Below are 19,480 nucleotides of genomic sequence, written 5' to 3' on the forward strand. Positions count from 1 at the left end.
CGGCTTGGCCTGACCGAGACAGGCATACCGGCCTATGTCATCGGCGCAACCTCCCTGTCATTTGTAACGGCGATGGATCACGCATCGCTGAAGATCGCAGCGGGTTAGGCTAGGCATGTGCTGATCGTATCGGCGGACATAGCGTCTGTCGGCCTTGACTGGACGCGGCAAGAGGCGGCGGCGATATTCGGTGACGGCGCCGCTGCGGTGGTCCTTGGCAGGGCCGATGAACGGGCAGGGTCAGGAAAAGAACCCGGACTTCTGGCGCTGCGCATGGAAACCTGGTCCGAGGGTCGTGATGCCTTTGTGCTCGCGGCGGGTGGAACGAGGGTCAATCCCCTTGTAGCGGGGGCATCGCCCCGCAAGATGCACTGTTTCATATGGACGGTCAGGCAGCCTTTCGCGTCGCGGCCCGCAGGTTGCCCAGATTTCTTGCGAGATTGATGGCTTCTGCCGGGGTGTCGCGCGATGAGATCGGCGCGGTCATCCCGCATCAGGCAAGTGCGCAAGCATTGGACCATGCGCGTGCCCTGATCGGCTTCGGCAAGGTGCAGGTCGTCGATATTTTTTCGGATCATGGCAACCAAATCGCCACTTCAATCCCGACCGCGCTGCATCACGCCACGGCCTCGGATCGTCTGCCCGCCGGAACTCTGCTGATTTCGCGACCGTGGCCCTAGGTGTTTGATCCCACGATTTGATGGTGCGATCCGTTCGCTGTAATGGAAGGAAGCATTATGGGACAAGTTCGTAAGAAACTTCGCCGCCGCCATCGCAATCGCAGCAACCATCATTCGGTCGGCCGATTGAGTCTCAACCCTAGCGCGCTTTTGCGAGCGATCAAGCTTCCGGCTGCGTTTACCGGAGGTGACATTGTCCTTTTCCCGGTGGACAGTTAAATGATTACGCCCGAACGACGGGCTGAAAACGGGCCATCCATGACACCTGCTGCACGCATAAACGCCGCAATCGGAATTTTGAACGATGTGCTGTCGGGCCAACCGGCAGAGCAGGCGCTTCTTTCGTGGTCGCGCAAAAGCCGTTTTGCCGGTTCAGGCGACCGCGCGGCTATCCGTGACCTGGTATTCGAGGCGCTTCGCCGTCGCGACAGTCTTGCCGCGCTTGGTGGCGGCCTGCACGGGCGTGGGTTAATGATCGGTTTGCTGCGTGCGAATGGGACAGATCCGGCGACCATCTTCACTGGCGAGGGATATGCGCCAGAAACGCTTAGCGCGGATGAAGTCACGGGCGGCGTCCCGGCGGCGGAAGCCACAAATATGCACGATCTTCCCGAATGGCTGTGGCCCCAATGGCAGGCGTCGCTAAAGGAAGATGCGTTGTCGGCAGCGCATCAGATGCGTTCGCGCGCGCCGATATGGCTGCGGGTGAATCCGCACAAAGCCGACCCTGCGACGATCCGCGACCAGCTTGCCCACCAAGGCATCGAAACAGAGAAGGCGCCTCAGTCTGCGACTGCCCTTCGTGTGATCGAGGGCGAGCGGCGGGTGTCGGGTTCGCAGGCATATATGGAAGGCTGGGTAGAACTGCAGGATCTTTCGCCGCAGCTGGCCTGCGAAATGCTGCCGCTGAGCACAGGAATACGGGTGTTGGACTATTGCGCGGGTGGTGGTGGCAAGTCGCTGGCACTGGCGGCCCGGGTGGATATTGAGGTGACGGCGCATGACATTGCGCCGGATCGCATGAAGGACCTGCCAGCCCGTGCAAGTCGCGCGGGCGTAGAGATTAAAATTGCGCCGACCTCACCAATTGACAAGAAATATGATATGGTCGTCGCGGATGTGCCGTGTTCAGGAACTGGAACATGGCGTCGCACACCGGATGCAAAATGGCGGCTGAAATCCGATGATCTGGAGGCCATGATTGAGACACAGGCGCAGATTTTGCGTGAAACCGCGCCACTGGTTCGTTCGGGCGGACATTTGGCCTACATGACCTGCTCCGTTCTTGAGCGAGAGAACGAAAAGCAGGCTGATAATTTCTTGCTGCATCATCCGGACTTCTCTGAGATCGCCCGTGAAAGATGGCTGAATCCGCGCGGATCGGATGGCTTCTTCCTGTCGCTGATGCAGCGCAATTGATAAGAATATTAATTGTTTCTTAAGAACTGATTCCTACCGTTTCGTTAAGCGGCGCGGGGAATCGAGATGACGAAGCTGTTAAAACGTTGGTCAGATCATCGTGGTCTGAGCGCCGCGTTTCTGGTTCTGCCAGTGATCGCTGTCGAGATCATCCTGCATGCCGCGGGGACAGGGATAACTGTCGGATCGATCTTTTTAGTCATAGGCGCCATGGCCTTGCTCGGCTCGTACTTCGTCGGTGGCGGGCTGCTCCTTGTCCGCTTGCGCCGTGGCTTTATCCGATTGGATCAGCTTGCTGACCTGCGGCCGGCAATTGCTGCGACGAGCGATGCGGAATGGGCGGTTGATTCTGATGAGATTGTCATGGCGCAATCGCCGCTGGCCCTAGAACAGTGGGGCGACTTCATCGGACGACCGCTTTCGCAACTGCTCTCGGGGCAGGTTGCGGACGCAGAAAAGGAGGCAGCGCGCATGGTCTTCCGTGCGCTTCGCCACGACAGGATAGATCTCTCGCTTCCGTCCGGCGGCATAATGAGGGCTGAACGTGCGGGCCAGCATCTGGCGCATCTGACCTTTCTACTTCACGACAGTAAAGACACCATGGCTGCCGATCTCTTTGACTATGACCGATTGCCCTTTGCCATTCTGCGCCTCAGCGATGATGGCACGGTGCAAAAGGCAAATCGCGCCGCCTCTGCCTACTGCAAGGGAGATGTCGCAGGGACACATATCTCAGAGCTTTTTGACGGCCTCGGCAGGCCATTTGCGGATTGGTTGGCGGAGGTTGCACAATCCCGCGCTCTGGCGACGCCGGAGGTTCTGCGTGCCCAAAGCGCGGGACAGGATCGCTTCATACAGGTCTCGCTTTATCCGATGGATGAAGAATGTGGGGGCCTAATCGCGGTTTTGTCAGATGCAAAGGCGATGAAAACGTTGGAGGCACAGTTCGTGCAAAGCCAGAAAATGCAGGCGGTCGGGCAGCTTGCGGGTGGTATAGCGCATGATTTCAACAATCTGCTGACCGCAATCGGCGGTCATTGCGATTTGCTGATGCTTAGGCACGATAAGGGAGACCCTGATTTCGCCGACTTGGATCAGATTCGCCAGAATGCGAACCGCGCCGCCTATCTTGTCGGCCATCTGCTGGCTTTCTCACGCAAGCAGACATTGAAGCCGCAATATCTGGACCTTCGCGAAACGCTCTCGGACCTCTCTCACCTGCTTAACCGGTTGGTGGGTGAAAAAATTGTGCTCGGACAGTCGCACGATCCGAATCTGGACATCGTTCGCGCAGATCGCGGAAAATTTGAACAAGTTATTGTAAATCTTGTCGTAAATGCGCGTGACGCGATGCCTGCCGGGGGGCGTATCGAAATCACCACGTCTAACTTTCAGGTGGATATACCAGAGCATCATGATCGTTTTACGGTTCCGCCAGGCAACTACGTTAAGATCTCAGTCGCAGATCAGGGCAAAGGGATCGAACCGGATGTCATTTCAAAGATTTTTGAGCCTTTTTTCACCACCAAGCGGATTGGTGAGGGTACCGGCCTTGGTCTGTCGACGGCGTATGGGATCGTTAAGCAGAGCGGCGGATACATCTTATGTGAAAGCCAACCTCTTCAGGGAACAACTTTCACCGTTTACCTTCCTGCGCATATTGGCGATGTGCCGACGCCATCCTGTGATGATGCCGTATCGCAAACGGTGAATCTTGAGGCCAAAGCCGAACAGCATGTCCTGCTTGTCGAGGATGAGGCACCCGTTCGTGCATTTGCAAGCCGAGCGTTGAAAATGCGTGGTTATCGGGTCACCGAGGCTTCATCGGGGGAGGAGGCTTTGTCGCTGCTGGCAGATGATCAGAAGCAGATCGACCTTTTCGTGTCGGACGTGGTGATGCCCGGCATGGACGGTGTTGCATGGGTGCGCGCCGCGCTGAAAGATCGCCCGGAAACTCCGGTCATATTCATGTCCGGCTATACCGAAGATGTGTTCGATGATGGCAGGAACCCGATCAGCAACGCGACATTCCTGCAAAAGCCATTTTCCCTGACCGATCTGATCACCAGCGTAGGCGAAAGGCTTGAAGGCAAAGCCTAGCCGACGCAGGCGTAAAGTTCGACGTCCAGCCGCAGCGCCTGCCGCAGGTCCTGCTCAATTTCCGGGGGAAGGCTGACATCCGCCTCTGGCGGGACATTCACACGGGGCAGAACAATTTCGCAACCGAGAGTTTCATCCAGGAAATGCGTGAATTTTTCGATCTCCTCATAGCGGAAGATACGATCAATCATTGGCTTTGCGCCGCCCAGAAACGCGCTCTGCGTGGCGATCCCCTGTGTGACAGATTCCGGCGCTGCGATATAGCGGCGTGCGAAATCCTCGAAACCCTTTTCCGCCGGCTGATCGGCATCCCGCAACTCGAAACGATACCAGCTCCTTAGCCACTCCACCGGTTCGCGCATCAGAGCGACAGTAGTGAACTCCTCCTCAACGGTTTCACGCAGCCAAGGCTGGATATGCCTGCGAAACCGTTGGGCATCGACGTGTTTCAGTTCCGGTGGGCGTTGTACGGCAAGGCTGGCCAAGGGCTCCAGTGCAACCTCGATTGCGGTCGAACCTGCCTTCGGAGTTGCCAGAAAGACCAGCCGTTGTTCCCAGAAAATAAGCAATGCGTCACCTCTTTGGAGCGTCGGGGCAGTTAAGCCGTGCACTCGCCGCTGTAAACCATTGGTTAAGCGATTCCTGCTAGCGATTGTTCAAACGTGCTTGCCACAAAGCAAGCATTCGCGTATGAGAACATTAACAGAACATGAACCTGCGCCGATTGAGCAGTAACAGAGGTTCTGACATAAGGAGCTGGAGTAGGCAGGATGAGCGATACGAACATGGATAAGAGATCGGCCGACAAGCAAAAGGCTCTCGACAGCGCGCTTGCGCAAATTGAACGGCAGTTCGGCAAAGGCTCCATCATGAAGCTCGGGGCGGACAACCCTGTGGCCGAAATTGAGGCGACATCTACCGGTTCCCTCGGTCTGGACATCGCGCTCGGCATTGGTGGCCTGCCCAAGGGACGTATTATCGAAATTTATGGACCGGAAAGCTCTGGTAAGACCACGCTGACGCTGCACGCAGTGGCTGAAGAACAGAAGAAGGGCGGCGTTTGCGCCTTTGTCGACGCGGAACATGCGTTGGATCCACATTACGCGCGAAAGCTGGGCGTCAATCTGGATGAGTTGCTGATCTCTCAGCCCGATACGGGTGAGCAGGCGCTTGAGATTGTCGATACATTGGTCCGTTCTGGCGCGGTCAACATGGTCGTGGTCGATTCTGTTGCTGCGCTGACGCCGAAATCGGAAATCGAAGGCGATATGGGCGACCATCAGGTCGGCGCACAGGCCCGCCTGATGAGCCAGGCGATGCGCAAATTGACTGCCAGTATCGGCCGCTCGAACTGTATGGTGATCTTCATCAACCAGATCCGCATGAAGATCGGTGTGATGTTCGGCAGTCCGGAAACAACCTCGGGTGGCAATGCGCTGAAATTCTACGCTTCTGTCCGGCTGGATATTCGTCGTATTGGTTCGATCAAGGATCGCGATGAAGTTGTCGGCAACAGCACGCGCGTCAAGGTTGTGAAGAACAAGGTTGCGCCACCTTTCCGGCAGGTCGAATTTGACATCATGTATGGTGAGGGAATTTCCAAAACGGGAGAACTGATTGACCTTGGTGTGAAGGCTGGTGTCGTCGAAAAATCCGGCTCTTGGTATTCCTATGGCGATCAGCGGATCGGTCAGGGTCGTGAAAATGCAAAACAGTTCCTGAGCGACAATCCCGACATGGCAATGGAAGTCGAAGACAAGATCCGCGCCAGTCATGGGCTGGACTTCGCAAGCTCGGAAGACGATTCCGAAGTTTTGACCGACGACTGATTTAGTTGTCATATCAATCAAAAGGGCCGGTGGTATGCACCGGCCTTTTTCGTTGCTATTGGCTGTTTCGCTGCCGGGGATGAACGGTGGCATGGGGGGCGCTGAAACTTTTCCATCGGTGGTTCGTCATCTTGCGCGCCGGACAGCCGCATCTTCACACACGCAAATAACTGCCTTTTTTACTCTGAATTCTTGTCTGCGCCGCGGGAATCTGCGAAGCCAAAGCGAAGTAGGGTCGTCGGCACCTGTCGTGATCGCGACAAGAAAGCTGCCTGATACGACCGGCAAAGCTGTCCAATCCGGGGAAGGCGCATGAGACATATCCAGTTGGTCGCGTCGGCGATTGCTTTGGCGGGCACCATTGCCCACGCCGATGTCGGCGAAGTGGCCCGCGACGTCATCGGACCGGCCTATCGGGATTTTGCCGCCGCGACGGCGGCTGCGAATGATGCAGCAATGCGGGACTGCTCTGCCGCACCGCTGCGCGATCATTATCAGGACACATGGGATGAATGGGCGAAGATCGACTTCTTCCGGCTGGGTCCGGTTGAGGAAGGGGGCAGGGCATTCGCCATCAGCTTCTGGCCCGACAAAAAGTCTTCGGGTCAACGCGCGCAGCAATCTCTTATCGACAGCAATTCCGGGGTGATCGACGATCCGGAAGCCTTTGCGACCGTCTCTGTCGCGGCTCGTGGGCTGTCGGGGTTAGAGCGGCTGCTTTATGAATCTGACCTTGAAGGTGATGAGGATGTGCTATGCCGTCTTCGCCGCGCCACGGCGGCAGACCTTGCGCGAACGGCGCAGGAAATCGCTGACGAATGGCCCTCGTTTCAGGAGCTTCTGACGAGCGCAGGTGCAGAGGGCAACAGCCGCTATCTGTCCCCGGCCGAGGCGCAGCAGGCGGTATATACGCAGATCATCACGGGGCTGGATCATCTTGTCACGAACCGCCTTGGCAGGCCCATCGGGACAGCCGAGAAACCCCGACCGGACGCAGCAGAGGCGGGCCCATCGGGTCGAAGCTTGCGCAATATTGAACTGTCACTCACCGGGTTGCGCGATGCAGCCATGGCCCTGCATCCGGAGGCCGCTGCTGTTCAGCAAAAATTTGATGAGGCGATTGCGATTGCGCAAGAGATGAACGATCCGACCCTCGCCGGAGTGGCGGATCCCGAAGGCCGCAAGCGTGCCCTGGCGTTGGCGCGGGCCGTGCTGACGGCAAAGCTGGCTGTCGAAACGGATATCGGTATGACGCTCGGCATTGGGGTGGGGTTCAATTCCACGGATGGCGATTGATGGCTGACAGAAGGACGCTGCTAAAAGGCATCGCCGCTGCTGCGATTCTGCCCGTGCGCGGCTGGGCTGCCGTCGGCGCGCCGGAATGGGTCGCCGCCGCGAAAAGACCGGATGGCAGTTACTCATTGCACGGAATCGGTGCCGACGGCGATATCACATTCGCGGTCCCGCTTCCTGATCGTGGTCATGCAGCCGCCGCCCATCCGTACCGGGCTGAGATCGTTGCTTTTGCACGGCGACCCGGCACATTCGGGTTGGTCGTCGATTGTCGCGACGGCAGCGTCCTGCACCGCCTGTCGCCGCCCGAAGGCAGGCAATTCAACGGGCATGGCGCTTTTTCGGCCGATGGAACGCGGCTGTACACGTCCGAGGTTGTGGCCGAAGGGTCTGCCGGACGTATCGGTGTCTGGGACGTCAGAAACAGGTACAGCCGGGTTGATGAGTGGGACAGCAGGGGTATCGGTCCGCATGAGTTGCGCCTGATGTCGGATGGCAATCTCGTCATTGCGAATGGCGGTATACAGACGGACCCCGAAGATCGCACGCCGTTGAATCTTGAGAGGATGAAGCCCAATCTGACGATCCTCGATGCAGCGGGGGCAGAGGTTTCGAGCAGATCGCTCGGTCCCGAGCTTGCGCAGAACTCGATCCGGCACCTAGCGTTGCTGCCAAGCGCTGTCGCCTTCGCGATGCAGTGGCAGGGCGATCCGGCAGAGCCTGTTGCTCTGCTGGGAATCGCTGCTGCGAATATGCCGCTGACCACCCATTCAGCGACAGAAGCTGACGCATATGCGATGAAGGGCTATGCGGGATCAATCGCTGCGACAACGGATATGATTGCAATCACCTCTCCGGTTGGGGGCGTCGTGATGATCCACGATGATGAAGGGGCGCATCTGACGACCTTGCGGCGGGCGGACATTTGCGGGGCGGCCACGCGTGACGGGTCAAGCTTTGCTTTGACTGACGGGGGCGGCGCGATCTGGGCGGCTGATGCCGATGGCCTGACGCTGCTATCCCGGCATGAGTTGTCGTGGGACAATCATCTGGTCAGGATATCGGCAGAAACCTAGCCGTCCTCGTCATCCTTGCCGTTTTCGTTGTCATCGCCGAAACGGGCGTCATCGTCATATTCATCCTCGCCCTCGCCGACATATTTGGCAGAGTTGCGGATAGAGATGTTGTCGTGGCCTTCGTCCATGACCACATCGGCGGGAATTTCCCCGGCCAGCCATTCGCGGACTTCTTCGCGCGCCTCTTCGGGCTCCAGGCCTTCGATTTCCGCGATATAGCGCAGGAAACGACGCTGATCCCCGTCGATTTCATCAAGGTCAGATTCGTCGGCATCCGGCCAGCGATCCACAATCGCTTCATAGAAAGCTGGCCAGTTTTCTGCCACATGATGCCATTTCATAAGTAACTCCTACAACGTTGGGCGGCAGACGGTTTCGTCTGCTGAACACGAATGCCGCCCGCCGGGTTCCCTATTGCCCGTCAGCCTTCTCCCACCAGGTTTCCGGCAGGAATCCGGGGTAATCGCCGTAGACCGGGATCTGCTCCGGGAATGTCAAACGCGCATCATGAGCCAGTCGGCTGATCGGCGAATAGCCAACCGGGATAACATAGCGGCCTGCCGTGAGGATTCGGTCAAGCGCCTTTACCGCAGCATTATACTCCTCGGGGGAGGCGGCTGTCAGCATTTCTGAAATCATCGCCTCCGCAGCGGGTGATTCCATTCCCATCCAGTTGCGCGTTCCGGGCTCTGTCACGCCAGCGGCCCCCCAATAGAGCAGCTGTTCGTTGCCCGGCGACAGTGAAAGGGCGCGGTCATACCAGGTGACGTCGAAATCGTAATTGTTGGTCCGTTCGACATATTGTGCGCTGTCCAGCGACGTGACTTTGGCCTGAATGCCATATTGCCGCAAAGCTTCGACGAAAATCTGGGCAATTTCCTTCATCTCGGACGCGCTCGTCATTGCGGCACCGGATTGGTTCAGCAGAATTTCGAACGCAAATGGCTGACCGTCGGCATTGGACAGTGCGCCGTTCTGGACGGTCCAGCCCGTCTCCTCCAGCAGCTTCAGGCCACGACGCATCGCGCGGCGGTCAACCGGCTGTTCCGACCCTTCGGGCAGCGCGTAGCCGTCTATCGTTCCGGGTGGGAGCTCTTCGGCAAAAGGTTCCAGCAATTCCTTCACGCGACCTTCGGCGGGTGCGCCTGGCGTCATCGCAAGGGTGGAGTTCGCGAAGTAAGAGGTGATCCGGTTTTCCTCACCGCCGGAAAGGGCGTTATTGATGAACGTCCAGTTGAAAGCCTCGATCATTGCCTGCCGGACACGCCAATCGGCGAAGATTGGGTTACGCGTGTTCATCACCAACCCCATGATCCCGGAGGGGCGTTCGTTCGGAATTTCGGATTGCACCACCTCGCCAGAGGCGGCGCGCGGGAAGTCGAATTCGCTCGCCCAACGGGTCGGGTCCAGCTCTCGCCAGACATCAATATCGCCTGCCTTGAATGCCTCGAACATGGCGTTGTTATCGCCGTAGTAGTCGTAGATGACCTGATCGAAGTTGTGCAGGCCCTGATTGACAGGCAGGTCCTTGCCCCACCAATCGGGATTGCGGGTGAAAGTCAGCCCACGGCCCGGATCGGCGTCCGAGATCACATAGGGCCCCGATCCGATCGGCACCTCCATCCCGCCGGCAGAGAAATCCTTGCCCTCCCATTGCGCCTTTTTCAGGATCGGCCGCATGCCCATCAACATGGCAAGTTCGCGGTCCTGCGTGTTGAAGGTGAAGCGAATTTTGTTCGGCCCGGTCTGTTCCATCTTCTCAACCTTAGACCATGCGCCGCGATAACGCGGATGGCCCTGCGTGCCGAGCGTTTCATAGGACCACATCACATCCTCAATCGTGACGGGCGAGCCGTCCGAGAAGGTGGCCTCGGGGCGCAGGGCAAATTCGACCCATGTCCGCTCCGGATCGGTCTCTACCGATTCAGCCAGCAGGCCATAAAGGGTGAATGGTTCATCCAGAGAGCGAAGCATCAGCGTTTCGGCCAACACACCCGGCATCGTGTAGACCGGCCAGGCCGGACTCCCGCGCAGCACCCAGGGCTTGAGCGAATCATATGAGCCGGGTTCTGCCATGCGAATCGTTCCGCCCTTCGGGGCGTCGGGATTCGCATATGGCAGGTGTTCGAAGCCCGCCGGCAGGGCAGGTTCACCATACATTGCAATACCATGAGCCGGTTCGGCGAGGCTTGCCAGCGGCATCGCTGCAACAGTTGAAAAGGTTAATACGACAGCGAGAATCTCGCCTGTGATCGCGCATTTGTTAGGTTTTTTGAAGATTCGCATAGGTTCCCCGGATCGCTGATGGCAAATGCCAGTGATTTCAAAGCACAGACTATCCGAGCGCATTGACCGATACAAACATGAGCCTTGGACTCACGCGCCGTTTCGCCTATACATGACTCACTGCTCGATAGGTTTCTTGCCTGTATGAAACCTGCCTCATGACTTGCGCCCGCTTCGTGCGGGCGCTTTTTTTATCGTCTCTTGGCACCGGGCATCTTGCAAGCTGCAGAGAGTTCATTCAGATCGCCGGGATACCGAAGTCAGTGAATCTGGGTCCGCGATATTCGGGCTGTGTGGAGTTCAGCGATGTCCGACCTGTCGATCCGTGATGCGCGGCGTTTCTTTTGGCATGACGCAGGCTGGCGTGCTGTGACAGCGGCTTTCACGCTGAACGGCTTGCTGTTCGGCATTTGGGCGTCGCGAATTCCCAGCTTCAAAGAGACATTTATTTTGTCTCAGGCAACGCTCGGCTTTCTGCTTCTCGGGTTGGCGGGCGGTGCAATCGTGTCCTTTCCCTTTGCCGGTGGTTTGAGCGAGCGGTTGGGCGCCGCGCGCATGACCGTTCTTTGCGGCCTCCTGTATTGTCCTGCCCTGGTTTTGCTGTCGCTGGCACCATCTGTCATTTTACTTGGTGTCGCGCTTTTCGTATTCGGCGCGCTGCATGGCTCTATGGATGTGGCGATGAATGGATGGGCTGCGAAGGTCGAGACGCGTCTGGCACGGCCCACCATGTCGATCTTTCATGCAATGTTCAGTCTTGGTGCAGGTCTAGGGGCGGCCAGCGGCTACGCGGCAGTGAAGCTTGGTCTGGCACCGTTTGCGCATTTTCTGACGCTAGCCTTGCTGGGTGGTGCGATTGCCATGTGGCAAATGTGGCCGCAACGCGATGCGACGCCACCGCAAGCCTCGGCCGTGACGGTCGAACGCAAGCTGTTTACGCTGCCGCATGGTCCGTTGCTGCTGGTTGGGCTGGTCGCGCTATCGATTTCGATGGGTGAGGGCGCCATGGCCGATTGGAGCGCGGTGTTCCTGCAGCGCGTGGTCAATGTCAGCGAGGCGCAGGCAGCGCTTGGCTACGCCGCCTTCAGCGCAACGATGGTGCTGACCCGCTTGTCGGGCGGGATTCTGGTTCAGTGGCTTGGCCCCGTGCAGGTAACGCGGTTCAGCGGGATTTTTGCCTTTGTCGGTCTGATCATCGTGATTTTCTCGCCAAGTCTGATCCCTGCACTGTTTGGTTTCGCGCTCATCGGAATTGGCTATGCGCTGATCATGCCGCTTGTCTTTTCGCGTGCCGCGAATGACCCGGATATGCCACCGGGGCCGGCCATCGCGAGTGTCGCGACCGTTGGCTATGGCGGGATGCTGCTTGGTCCGCCGGTGGTCGGCTTTGTCGCTCAGCTCGCCGGGCTTCAGGTGTCGTTCGGCTTACTTGCCCTGTTGGCCCTTTGTGCGGTGCTGCTGGCGACCGTCCTGCGACTGACGCCATCGCGCAGAAACTAGGCTTCGCCGGAATTATCTGTGGAGGTCAGCATAAGGCCGACCCGCTCACGGTCGCGGCGCAGCTTGTCAGATCGCCGCTTTGCGCATCTCATCCAGATAGATTTCGCGCAGGCGTGAGGCCACGTTGCCGGGCTTGCCGCCGCCTACTTTGACGCCGTCGATTTCTACCACCGGCATGACGAAGGCCGAGGCCGAGGTCACGAATGCCTCATCAGCCGCTTGTGCTTCTGCCACCGTGAACGCGCGTTCTTCGACCTTCATCTGGGCCTCTTTTGCAAAGCGGAGTACGGCGGCGCGTGTAATGCCATGCAGGATGTCATGGGACAGTTCGCGCGTGATGATGATGCCGTCCTTGATGATATAGGCGTTGTTGGAGGTTCCTTCGGTCACCTTGCCATCCTCAACCAGCCAAGCGTCATTTGCGCCCTTGGCCTTGGATGCCATCTTCGCCATGGACGGATAAAGAAGCTGCGTCGTCTTGATGTCGCGGCGGCCCCAACGTTCGTCCGGAACGGTGATGACCGTCCAGCCGGTCTTGGCGGCGGGGCTGTCGGCAAGACCCGGCTTGGACTGCGTGAACGCAACCACGGTTTGCGGCGTATCTTCGGGCGGATAGGTGAAGTCGCGATCACCGGGATTTCCGCGCGTGACCTGCAGGTAAATCATGCCATCTGTAATTTCGTTCCGGCTGACGAGCTCGCGGAACATGGTAAGATAATCCTCATCCGCCAAAGGGTTGCCGATCTCCAGCTCTGCAAGAGAGCGCTTAAGTCGCGCCTGATGACCGTCGAAGTCGATCAGCTTTCCGTCAAGCACGCTCACAACCTCATAAACGGCGTCGGCCATGACGAAGCCGCGATCAAAGATCGAAACCTTGGCCTCTTCTTCGGGAAGATATTCGCCATTTAGGTAAACGGTGCGGGACATTTGCGGATCCTTTTTCAGCATGACTTAAGCATTGCTTGCTTTCATGCGTCCGCATCGGGCAGCCGTCAAGCGACTGCATTCGCCAAGTTGTCATATGAATCGTTGACAGGCTGCCCTTCCGTCGTGCAGAACTGCACGAACGTCAAGCATATGTGATCGTGCCGTGACGAAACCGGATACGCAGGGTGCCGCGCGGGGAGGCAACGCACCCATATGCGGGAGGAGACAGACCCTTTGCCACGTCGCAAGGGGTCTGTTTCTTTTCAGCGCAGCCATATTGGCTGCATTCGGTGCAAGACATTCTGCCTAAGCGCGCCTTTTCGAAGTTACCGGGTTGCTCTTTCCCCGACGCTGGCGGCAGACTGCGCCCGAACCAAAGCCAAGGGGGTTGCATGGAAACGCGGTTTCATCTTGCCTATCATGTCCGCGATCTGGACGAGGCGCGCGCCTTTTATGGCGGCGTTCTGGGTTGCGAGGAAGGTCGCAGCACGGAAAATTGGGTGGATTTCGACTTCTTCGGCCACCAGATCAGCCTTCATTTGGGCGAACCGTTCCAGACGGGAAATACGGGAAAGGTTGGCGATCATATGGTGCCGATGCCGCATCTTGGGCTGGTGATGCATCAGGACGACTGGCGTGCACTGGCGGACAGGCTGGAGGCGGCGGGGACAGAATTTATTCTGGCACCTCAGACGCGTTTCAGCGGCGAACCGGGCGAGCAATCGACCATGTTCTTTACCGATCCTTCCGGCAACCCGATCGAGGTCAAGGGATTTCGCGACTGGGATGGCATCTTCGCCAAGTAGCGCAACGGCAGTCTATCGGCGCAGGGTGGCGTGTTCTGAAATATTTCTCACCGACAGGTGATGGTATTAACGCTGTGATGATCGCGCTGAAGAGGAACGGTAACGTGGCCGTGCGCGTTTCGAGGTCGAATTATCGCTGCAAGGTGATGTGCAAGTCACCGGAAAGAAAGGCATAACGGCCATATGAAAAAACTCGCTCTCGCAATCGCGCCCGTCATCGCACTTCTCGCCACCGCCCCTGCGGCGCTTGCGCAGAAGATTCCGTTGAACAACATCTCGAACTATCTGAATGGGCTGACCACGATGCAGTCCGAGTTCACGCAGATCAATCCGGATGGGACCATTTCGTCCGGCACCGTTTACATCCATCGCCCGAACCGTGTGCGCTTTGAATACAAGAACACCAACCAGCTGGTTCTGGCCTCTGGCGGTCAGGTTGCTGTGTTCGATGCGAAGTCCAATCAGGGTCCGCAGATCTATCCGCTGAGTGAGACTCCGTTGTCGATTATTCTTGCCCCCAACGTCAATCTGGCGCGTCAGGGCATGGTCACCGGCCATAGCGAGGTGAAAAACACCACCGTGGTCACCGCGCAGGACCCGGCGCATCCGGAATATGGCAATATACAGATGGTTTTCACCAACCCGACAGAGCTGCGCCAGTGGATCGTTACCGACGATACCGGCAAGAAAACAACGGTCATTCTGGGTGAGGGGCGCAAAGGCGTCAGCTTCCAGCCCTCGACCTTTGTGATTGAAAGTGAACTGCAGCGCCGCCGTTAACGCTGAGTACAATTTTCAAGGGCCGCCCGATTGGAGCGGCCCTTTTTTTGTCAGATCAACGGCAAGAGTTAAGCTGTCCGTGATACATCTCTGCCCGACGCTGGACATTGGCCGCGACCGTGATCAGCCACCCCTTGGAACGGTATGAGCCACGGGCAAAGCCAGCCCGGCCCTCGTGATAGGCGAGATACTGGGAACGGGCGTCCCATTTGGAAATGCCCAGCCGCTTGGACGAGCCGTCCATATACCAGCCCATGAAATCGGTCGCATCGCGGATATTGTCGCGGCGCGCGCGGCGTTTTCCGGTTTCCTGCAGATATTCTTCCCAGGTGCCGTCAAGCGCCTGACTGTATCCGTAGGCAGAGCTTTGGCGTCCGATCGGGATGATGCCGAGCGCGTATTGGTGCGGCGTTCGCGCATCGCCGATGAACTTGGACTCCTGGTGAATCGCTGCCATCTGAACGGCGACAGGCACGCCCCAGCGGCGTTCTGTGCTTGCCATTGCACGGTAATAAGCTGGACGCTCGCGGATGATCGCGCATGCATTGTCCAGTTCTCTGGGGGCAGAATAGTTGCCGCCGCCGCAGGATGCGACCAGCATCAGCACTGCCAGTTTCAATAGCCTGTTCATCTCTGCCTCGTTCTTCTTGTCATTCTTGTTTTCCCGCCATGATATTGGATTTGTCCCTCGGGATAAACCGCTTCCGCATCTGCCCTGTTTTTCGCCAACGCGTGGAACTTACCCTGTTCTGGCCCATTGGGTGAGGAAGGCTGACTTTTCAATGGCGGAGCAACGCGCCATCCTTGGCGGAAAGTTGCCGAGTATTGCGAGGGGCACATGTATTACAACGAAATGTTTGATGGTGAGAAGGTTCGCGAAGCCTATTCAAGCCTGTCCGACTGGATCGAAAAGATGCCGGTCGAAATACGCCAGTTGAAGCAGGCCGAGGCCGAGGCCCTGTTTCGCCGCATCGGTATTACATTTGCGGTCTATGGCGAGGGCGGGGATCCTGACCGGCTGATCCCATTCGACATGATGCCCCGCGTCTTTACGCAGGCAGAATGGCGCAGGCTGGAACGCGGCATCAAGCAGCGGGCTAAGGCGCTGAACGCCTTTCTGCGCGATGTCTACGGCCGAGGGGAGATCGTCCGGGCAGGGCGCATCCCGGCACGTCTGGTCTACCAGAACGAAGCCTATGAAAAGGCAGTGGTTGGCTTTGTACCGCCGCGCGGGGTCTATTCGCATATTATCGGCATCGACCTTGTTCGCACCGGGCGGGATGAATTCTTCGTGCTTGAGGACAATTGCCGCACACCCTCCGGCGTCAGCTATATGCTTGAAAACCGTGAAATCATGATGCGGATGTTCCCCGAACTTTTCCGCGGCAACAGGATCGAGCCGGTCGACGGCTATCCCGAATTGCTGCGCCGCACGCTGGAATCCGTGGCTCCCGCGAAATGCGAGGGTCGGCCGCGTGTCGTGATCCTTACACCCGGTCATTTCAATAGCGCCTATTACGAGCACAGCTTCCTGGCCAACCTGATGGGGGTGGAACTGGTCGAAGGCGCGGACCTGTTTGTCGAGGGCGAGTTTGTCTACATGCGCACGACCGAAGGGCCAAAGCGCGTGGATGTCATCTATCGCCGCATCGACGACGCCTTCATCGACCCGCTGTGTTTCCGGCGCGATTCCATGCTGGGTGTGCCCGGACTGATGGATGTCTACCGCTCTGGCGGCGTGTCCATTTGCTCTGCCCCCGGTGCGGGCGTGGCCGATGACAAGGCGATCTACACCTTCGTGCCGGAAATGGTGCGTTTCTACCTGGGTGAAGAGCCGATCCTGAAGAACGTCGATACCTGGACCCTGTGGAAGCCGGATGACTACAAATATGTGATGGACAATCTGGGCGATCTGGTCGTCAAGGAAGTCCACGGCTCCGGCGGATACGGGATGCTTGTCGGTCCCCGGTCGACCAAGAAGGAGATCGAGGAGTTTCGCGCGGTCATCGAAAAGAACCCGTCCAACTACATCGCCCAGCCGACCCTGTCGCTGTCGACTTGCCCCACCTTTGTCGAAGAAGGCGTGGCCCCGCGCCATGTCGATCTGCGCCCCTTCTGCCTGTGCGGCGAACGCATAGAACTCGTGCCGGGCGGGCTGACCCGCGTGGCGTTGAAAGAAGGCAGCCTTGTCGTCAACTCATCGCAGGGTGGCGGCGTCAAGGACACCTGGGTTCTGTCGGAATAAGGGGGATAATCATGCTCAGCCGTACCGCATCCAACCTGTTCTGGCTTGGTCGTCACATGGAAAGGGCCGAAACGGCCTCTCGCCTGTTCGAAGTGGGGGCGCGTATCACGCTGCTGCCCAATACTGCCGAGGGCTATCAAAATGAATGGGAATCGCTGCTTCGGGCATCCGGCTCGTCGCACCGATACAAGCAGAACTATCCCGAGGTGACCGAGGAGAACATGGAGAAATTCATGATCTTCGACCGTGATAATCCGTCCTCGGTTGCAAGCTGTATCCACGATGCCCGCGAATCCGGGCGGATCGTCCGGACGGCGCTGACCAGCCGTGTCTGGGACGCGCTGAACGTCGCCTGGCAGGAAATGCGCGGGATCGGCCCCGGAGAGGAAGATGCAGCCGATCTGGCAGATTTCGTTGCTCGACACGCTTCTACCGTTCACGGTGCGATCGACGGCACGCAACTGCGCAATGACGGTTTTCATTTCATGAAGCTGGGTTATGCACTGGAACGCGCGGACTCGACCGCGCGGGTGCTGGATGTGAAATATTTCGTGCTGCTGCCGAGGGTAGAGTTCATCGGCTCTGGTCTCGACAGTTATCAGTGGCAGGTGATCCTGCGTGCGTTATCGGCGCACCGGTCGTTTCATTGGGCCTATGGCGACGATGTCAGCGCCAGCCGTGTGGCGCATTTCCTGATCCTGAATGGCGAAGCGCCGCGTGCGCTGATCACTTCTGTGAACGAGGCGCTTTGGCATCTGGATTCGATCACACGCCGCTATGGGGACAAGGTGCCGCGCAGTGCACGCGATCGTGCACAGGCCCTGGCAGACCGGCTTGCAAGCCTAGATATCGAATACATCTTTGACGAAGGGTTGCACGAATTTCTGACCGATTTCATTCAGGAAATCGGGCAGATCGCAAACTGTGTCCAGGACGATTACTTTCACGGCAGGGGCTGAACATGCGGCTCAAGATTACGCATCATACGAACTACAATTACGAAAAGCCGGTCCGGTTCGGCGTGCAAAGCCTGCGCGTCACGCCTTCGGTTTTCGAGGGCCAGAAGGTGATCGACTGGCATGTCGACATGGGCGAGAACGGCGAAGCTGGCGCGGGTTTCCGCGACGGGGCGGGCGATTGGGTGCAGCTTTGGACCATCCACGGCCCGGCGCAACAGGTGCCTGTCCGCACAGAGGGTGTGGTTGAAACCAGCGATCTTGCCGGTGTGCTGAAAGGTCATCGAGAAATGATCAACCCGCTGGCCTATATGCGTGACACGCCTGCGACGACGCCGGATGAGGCGCTGCGCGAACTCGCCAGCCGGCCGTCTCAGGAGTTGTCAGATCTCGATCTCGCGCATGAGCTTTCGCATCTAGTTTATCAGAATGTGAAATATCAGGGTGGCGTCACCGACCTGAACACGACTGCCGCCGAGGCACTCTCTGCCGGTGCGGGCGTATGTCAGGATCATGCGCATGTGCTGATGGTGCTGGCCCGACTGAGGGATCTGCCGGCGCGATATGTTTCGGGCTATCTCCACGCCGATGCCGAGGGCAACACACATGAGGCCGCGCACGCCTGGGCCGAACTGCATATCAGCGGTCTTGGCTGGGTTGGATTTGATGCGGCCAACAAGACCTGCCCGAATGAGTTTTATGTGCGGACCGGATCGGGCCTGGATGCGCGTGATGCGGCACCCATTCGTGGGGTCACGGTCATGGGCGGCGCCGAAAAGCTTGATGTGAAGGTTGCGGTTGAACGAATCGACGCGTAGGAATCGCGACTGATCAATACTGGGCTGCTGCAGATGACTTATTGCGTTGCGCTGAAACTGAATGCCGGGCTGGTGCTGCTGTCTGACACGCGCACCAATGCTGGGCTGGATAACATTTCCACCTACCGTAAGATGTTCTTCTTCGAGGAGCCGGGTGAGCGGGTGATCGCGCTGATGACCGCGGGCAGCCTGTCGGTCACGCAAACCACGATTTCCCGACTTCAGGAAGCCATAGAATCGCCTGAATCCACTGAAAAAACCTCGATCATGAAAGCGCAGACCATGCTCGGCGTGGTCGAGATCATCGGTGACACGCTGGCCAGGACCCGCCGTGAAATCGCCATGCAATGCGCCGATCTCAAGCAAAGCCAGTCCTCTGCCAGCATCATCGTTGCCGGGCAGCGAGAGGGTGGGGATATGCGCCTGTTCCTCATCTATCCCGAGGGCAACCATATCGAGGCGACGGAGGATACGCCTTACCTGCAGATCGGCGAGCATAAATATGGCAAGCCCATCCTTGACCGGGTTGTCACCCCTGCGACTTCTCTGGAGGACGCGCAGAAAGCTGCTTTGCTTTCAATGGATTCTACGATGAAATCCAACCTGTCCGTAGGGATGCCGCTGGATCTGGCGGTGATCGAAACCGATGCTTGCCGCGTCAGCGCGAAGCGCCGCATCATGAAGGGCGACCCGCAGTTTTCGGCAATGTCGGTGGCATGGTCAGAAGCGCTGCGCGAAGCCTTTGTGGAAATGCCGCTTTAGGCT

19 protein-coding genes are annotated in these 19,480 nt (G+C 58.2%); 14 read left to right on the forward strand and 5 right to left on the reverse strand.

The features are described from left to right. The first annotated feature begins 117 nt into the window (after positions 1-117). The 4 genes from PAF20_RS18820 to PAF20_RS03850 all read left to right on the forward strand — a co-directional run bounded on the left by PAF20_RS18820 (position 118) and on the right by PAF20_RS03850 (position 4,199). Complete coding sequence (locus PAF20_RS18820) at positions 118-444, forward strand: hypothetical protein (RefSeq protein ID WP_353620607.1); 327 nt, start codon at positions 118-120, stop codon at positions 442-444. After that, entirely contained in the window at positions 444-680 is a 237-nt protein-coding gene (locus tag PAF20_RS03840) for a 3-oxoacyl-[acyl-carrier-protein] synthase III C-terminal domain-containing protein (protein ID WP_271072421.1), read from the forward strand. Before PAF20_RS18820 ends, PAF20_RS03840 begins: the two co-directional genes overlap by 1 nt. 258 nt (positions 681-938) lie before the next feature. Further along, complete coding sequence (locus tag PAF20_RS03845; RefSeq protein ID WP_271073251.1) at positions 939-2,099, forward strand: RsmB/NOP family class I SAM-dependent RNA methyltransferase; 1,161 nt, start codon at positions 939-941, stop codon at positions 2,097-2,099. Between the two features lie 66 nt (positions 2,100-2,165). Further along, positions 2,166-4,199, forward strand: coding sequence for a hybrid sensor histidine kinase/response regulator (locus PAF20_RS03850; protein ID WP_271072422.1), 2,034 nt, complete (start codon positions 2,166-2,168; stop codon positions 4,197-4,199). Here the strand turns inward: PAF20_RS03850 and PAF20_RS03855 are convergent. Then, the gene (locus tag PAF20_RS03855; RefSeq protein WP_271072423.1) at positions 4,196-4,768 is read right to left on the reverse strand and encodes a hypothetical protein; all 573 of its coding nucleotides are present in this window, start codon (positions 4,766-4,768) and stop codon (positions 4,196-4,198) included. The genes PAF20_RS03850 and PAF20_RS03855 overlap by 4 nt on opposite strands. 201 nt (positions 4,769-4,969) lie before the next feature. On the opposite strand from PAF20_RS03855, the gene recA reads away from it, so the two are divergent. The 3 genes from recA (at position 4,970) to PAF20_RS03870 (ending at position 8,397) form a co-directional block, all read left to right on the forward strand. Then, positions 4,970-6,028: a recombinase RecA gene (recA, locus tag PAF20_RS03860; RefSeq protein WP_271072424.1), complete on the forward strand. Its 1,059-nt coding sequence runs from the start codon at positions 4,970-4,972 to the stop codon at positions 6,026-6,028. Between the two features lie 312 nt (positions 6,029-6,340). Beyond that, positions 6,341-7,324, forward strand: coding sequence for an imelysin family protein (locus PAF20_RS03865; protein WP_271072425.1), 984 nt, complete (start codon positions 6,341-6,343; stop codon positions 7,322-7,324). Beyond that, entirely contained in the window at positions 7,324-8,397 is a 1,074-nt protein-coding gene (locus PAF20_RS03870; protein ID WP_271072426.1) for a DUF1513 domain-containing protein, read from the forward strand. Before PAF20_RS03865 ends, PAF20_RS03870 begins: the two co-directional genes overlap by 1 nt. Here the strand turns inward: PAF20_RS03870 and PAF20_RS03875 are convergent. After that, positions 8,394-8,738 carry a hypothetical protein gene (locus tag PAF20_RS03875; RefSeq protein WP_271072427.1) on the reverse strand — a complete coding sequence of 115 codons (345 nt, stop codon included), beginning with the start codon at positions 8,736-8,738 and terminating at the stop codon, positions 8,394-8,396. The genes PAF20_RS03870 and PAF20_RS03875 overlap by 4 nt on opposite strands. A gap of 70 nt (positions 8,739-8,808) precedes the next feature. Next, positions 8,809-10,599 (reverse strand): extracellular solute-binding protein, encoded by a 1,791-nt coding sequence (locus PAF20_RS03880; protein ID WP_271072428.1) that lies wholly within the window; start codon positions 10,597-10,599, stop codon positions 8,809-8,811. Between the two features lie 390 nt (positions 10,600-10,989). On the opposite strand from PAF20_RS03880, the gene PAF20_RS03885 reads away from it, so the two are divergent. Next, complete coding sequence (locus PAF20_RS03885; RefSeq protein ID WP_271072429.1) at positions 10,990-12,183, forward strand: MFS transporter; 1,194 nt, start codon at positions 10,990-10,992, stop codon at positions 12,181-12,183. A gap of 66 nt (positions 12,184-12,249) precedes the next feature. On the opposite strand, the gene PAF20_RS03890 is transcribed toward PAF20_RS03885, so the two are convergent. Then, positions 12,250-13,110, reverse strand: a complete 861-nt coding sequence (locus tag PAF20_RS03890; protein ID WP_271072430.1) for a D-amino-acid transaminase — start codon at positions 13,108-13,110, stop codon at positions 12,250-12,252. A 392-nt stretch (positions 13,111-13,502) separates the two neighbouring features. Between PAF20_RS03890 and PAF20_RS03895 the strand changes: the two genes are divergently transcribed. After that, complete coding sequence (locus PAF20_RS03895; RefSeq protein ID WP_271072431.1) at positions 13,503-13,916, forward strand: VOC family protein; 414 nt, start codon at positions 13,503-13,505, stop codon at positions 13,914-13,916. A 183-nt stretch (positions 13,917-14,099) separates the two neighbouring features. Then, positions 14,100-14,696 carry a LolA family protein gene (locus PAF20_RS03900; RefSeq protein WP_271072432.1) on the forward strand — a complete coding sequence of 199 codons (597 nt, stop codon included), beginning with the start codon at positions 14,100-14,102 and terminating at the stop codon, positions 14,694-14,696. A gap of 55 nt (positions 14,697-14,751) precedes the next feature. Here PAF20_RS03900 and PAF20_RS03905 read toward each other — a convergent pair whose 3' ends face one another. Next, on the reverse strand, positions 14,752-15,327 hold the full coding sequence (locus PAF20_RS03905) for a transglycosylase SLT domain-containing protein (protein WP_271072433.1): 576 nt from the start codon (positions 15,325-15,327) through the stop codon (positions 14,752-14,754). Between the two features lie 207 nt (positions 15,328-15,534). Here PAF20_RS03905 and PAF20_RS03910 point away from each other — a divergent pair, with 207 nt between their 5' ends. Genes PAF20_RS03910 through PAF20_RS03925 form a run of 4 tightly spaced genes read left to right on the forward strand, consistent with a single transcriptional unit; the run spans position 15,535 to position 19,477 of the window. Further along, positions 15,535-16,941: a circularly permuted type 2 ATP-grasp protein gene (locus tag PAF20_RS03910; RefSeq protein ID WP_271072434.1), complete on the forward strand. Its 1,407-nt coding sequence runs from the start codon at positions 15,535-15,537 to the stop codon at positions 16,939-16,941. Between the two features lie 11 nt (positions 16,942-16,952). After that, the gene (locus tag PAF20_RS03915; RefSeq protein WP_271072435.1) at positions 16,953-17,900 is read left to right on the forward strand and encodes an alpha-E domain-containing protein; all 948 of its coding nucleotides are present in this window, start codon (positions 16,953-16,955) and stop codon (positions 17,898-17,900) included. A 2-nt stretch (positions 17,901-17,902) separates the two neighbouring features. Beyond that, entirely contained in the window at positions 17,903-18,715 is an 813-nt protein-coding gene (locus PAF20_RS03920) for a transglutaminase family protein (RefSeq protein WP_271072436.1), read from the forward strand. Between the two features lie 33 nt (positions 18,716-18,748). Next, positions 18,749-19,477 carry a proteasome-type protease gene (locus PAF20_RS03925; RefSeq protein WP_271072437.1) on the forward strand — a complete coding sequence of 243 codons (729 nt, stop codon included), beginning with the start codon at positions 18,749-18,751 and terminating at the stop codon, positions 19,475-19,477. The last annotated feature ends 3 nt before the right edge of the window (positions 19,478-19,480 follow it).

This window comes from Paracoccus albus, from assembly GCF_027913035.1.
In the GTDB taxonomy this organism is placed as follows: Bacteria; Pseudomonadota; Alphaproteobacteria; order Rhodobacterales; family Rhodobacteraceae; genus Paracoccus; species Paracoccus albus.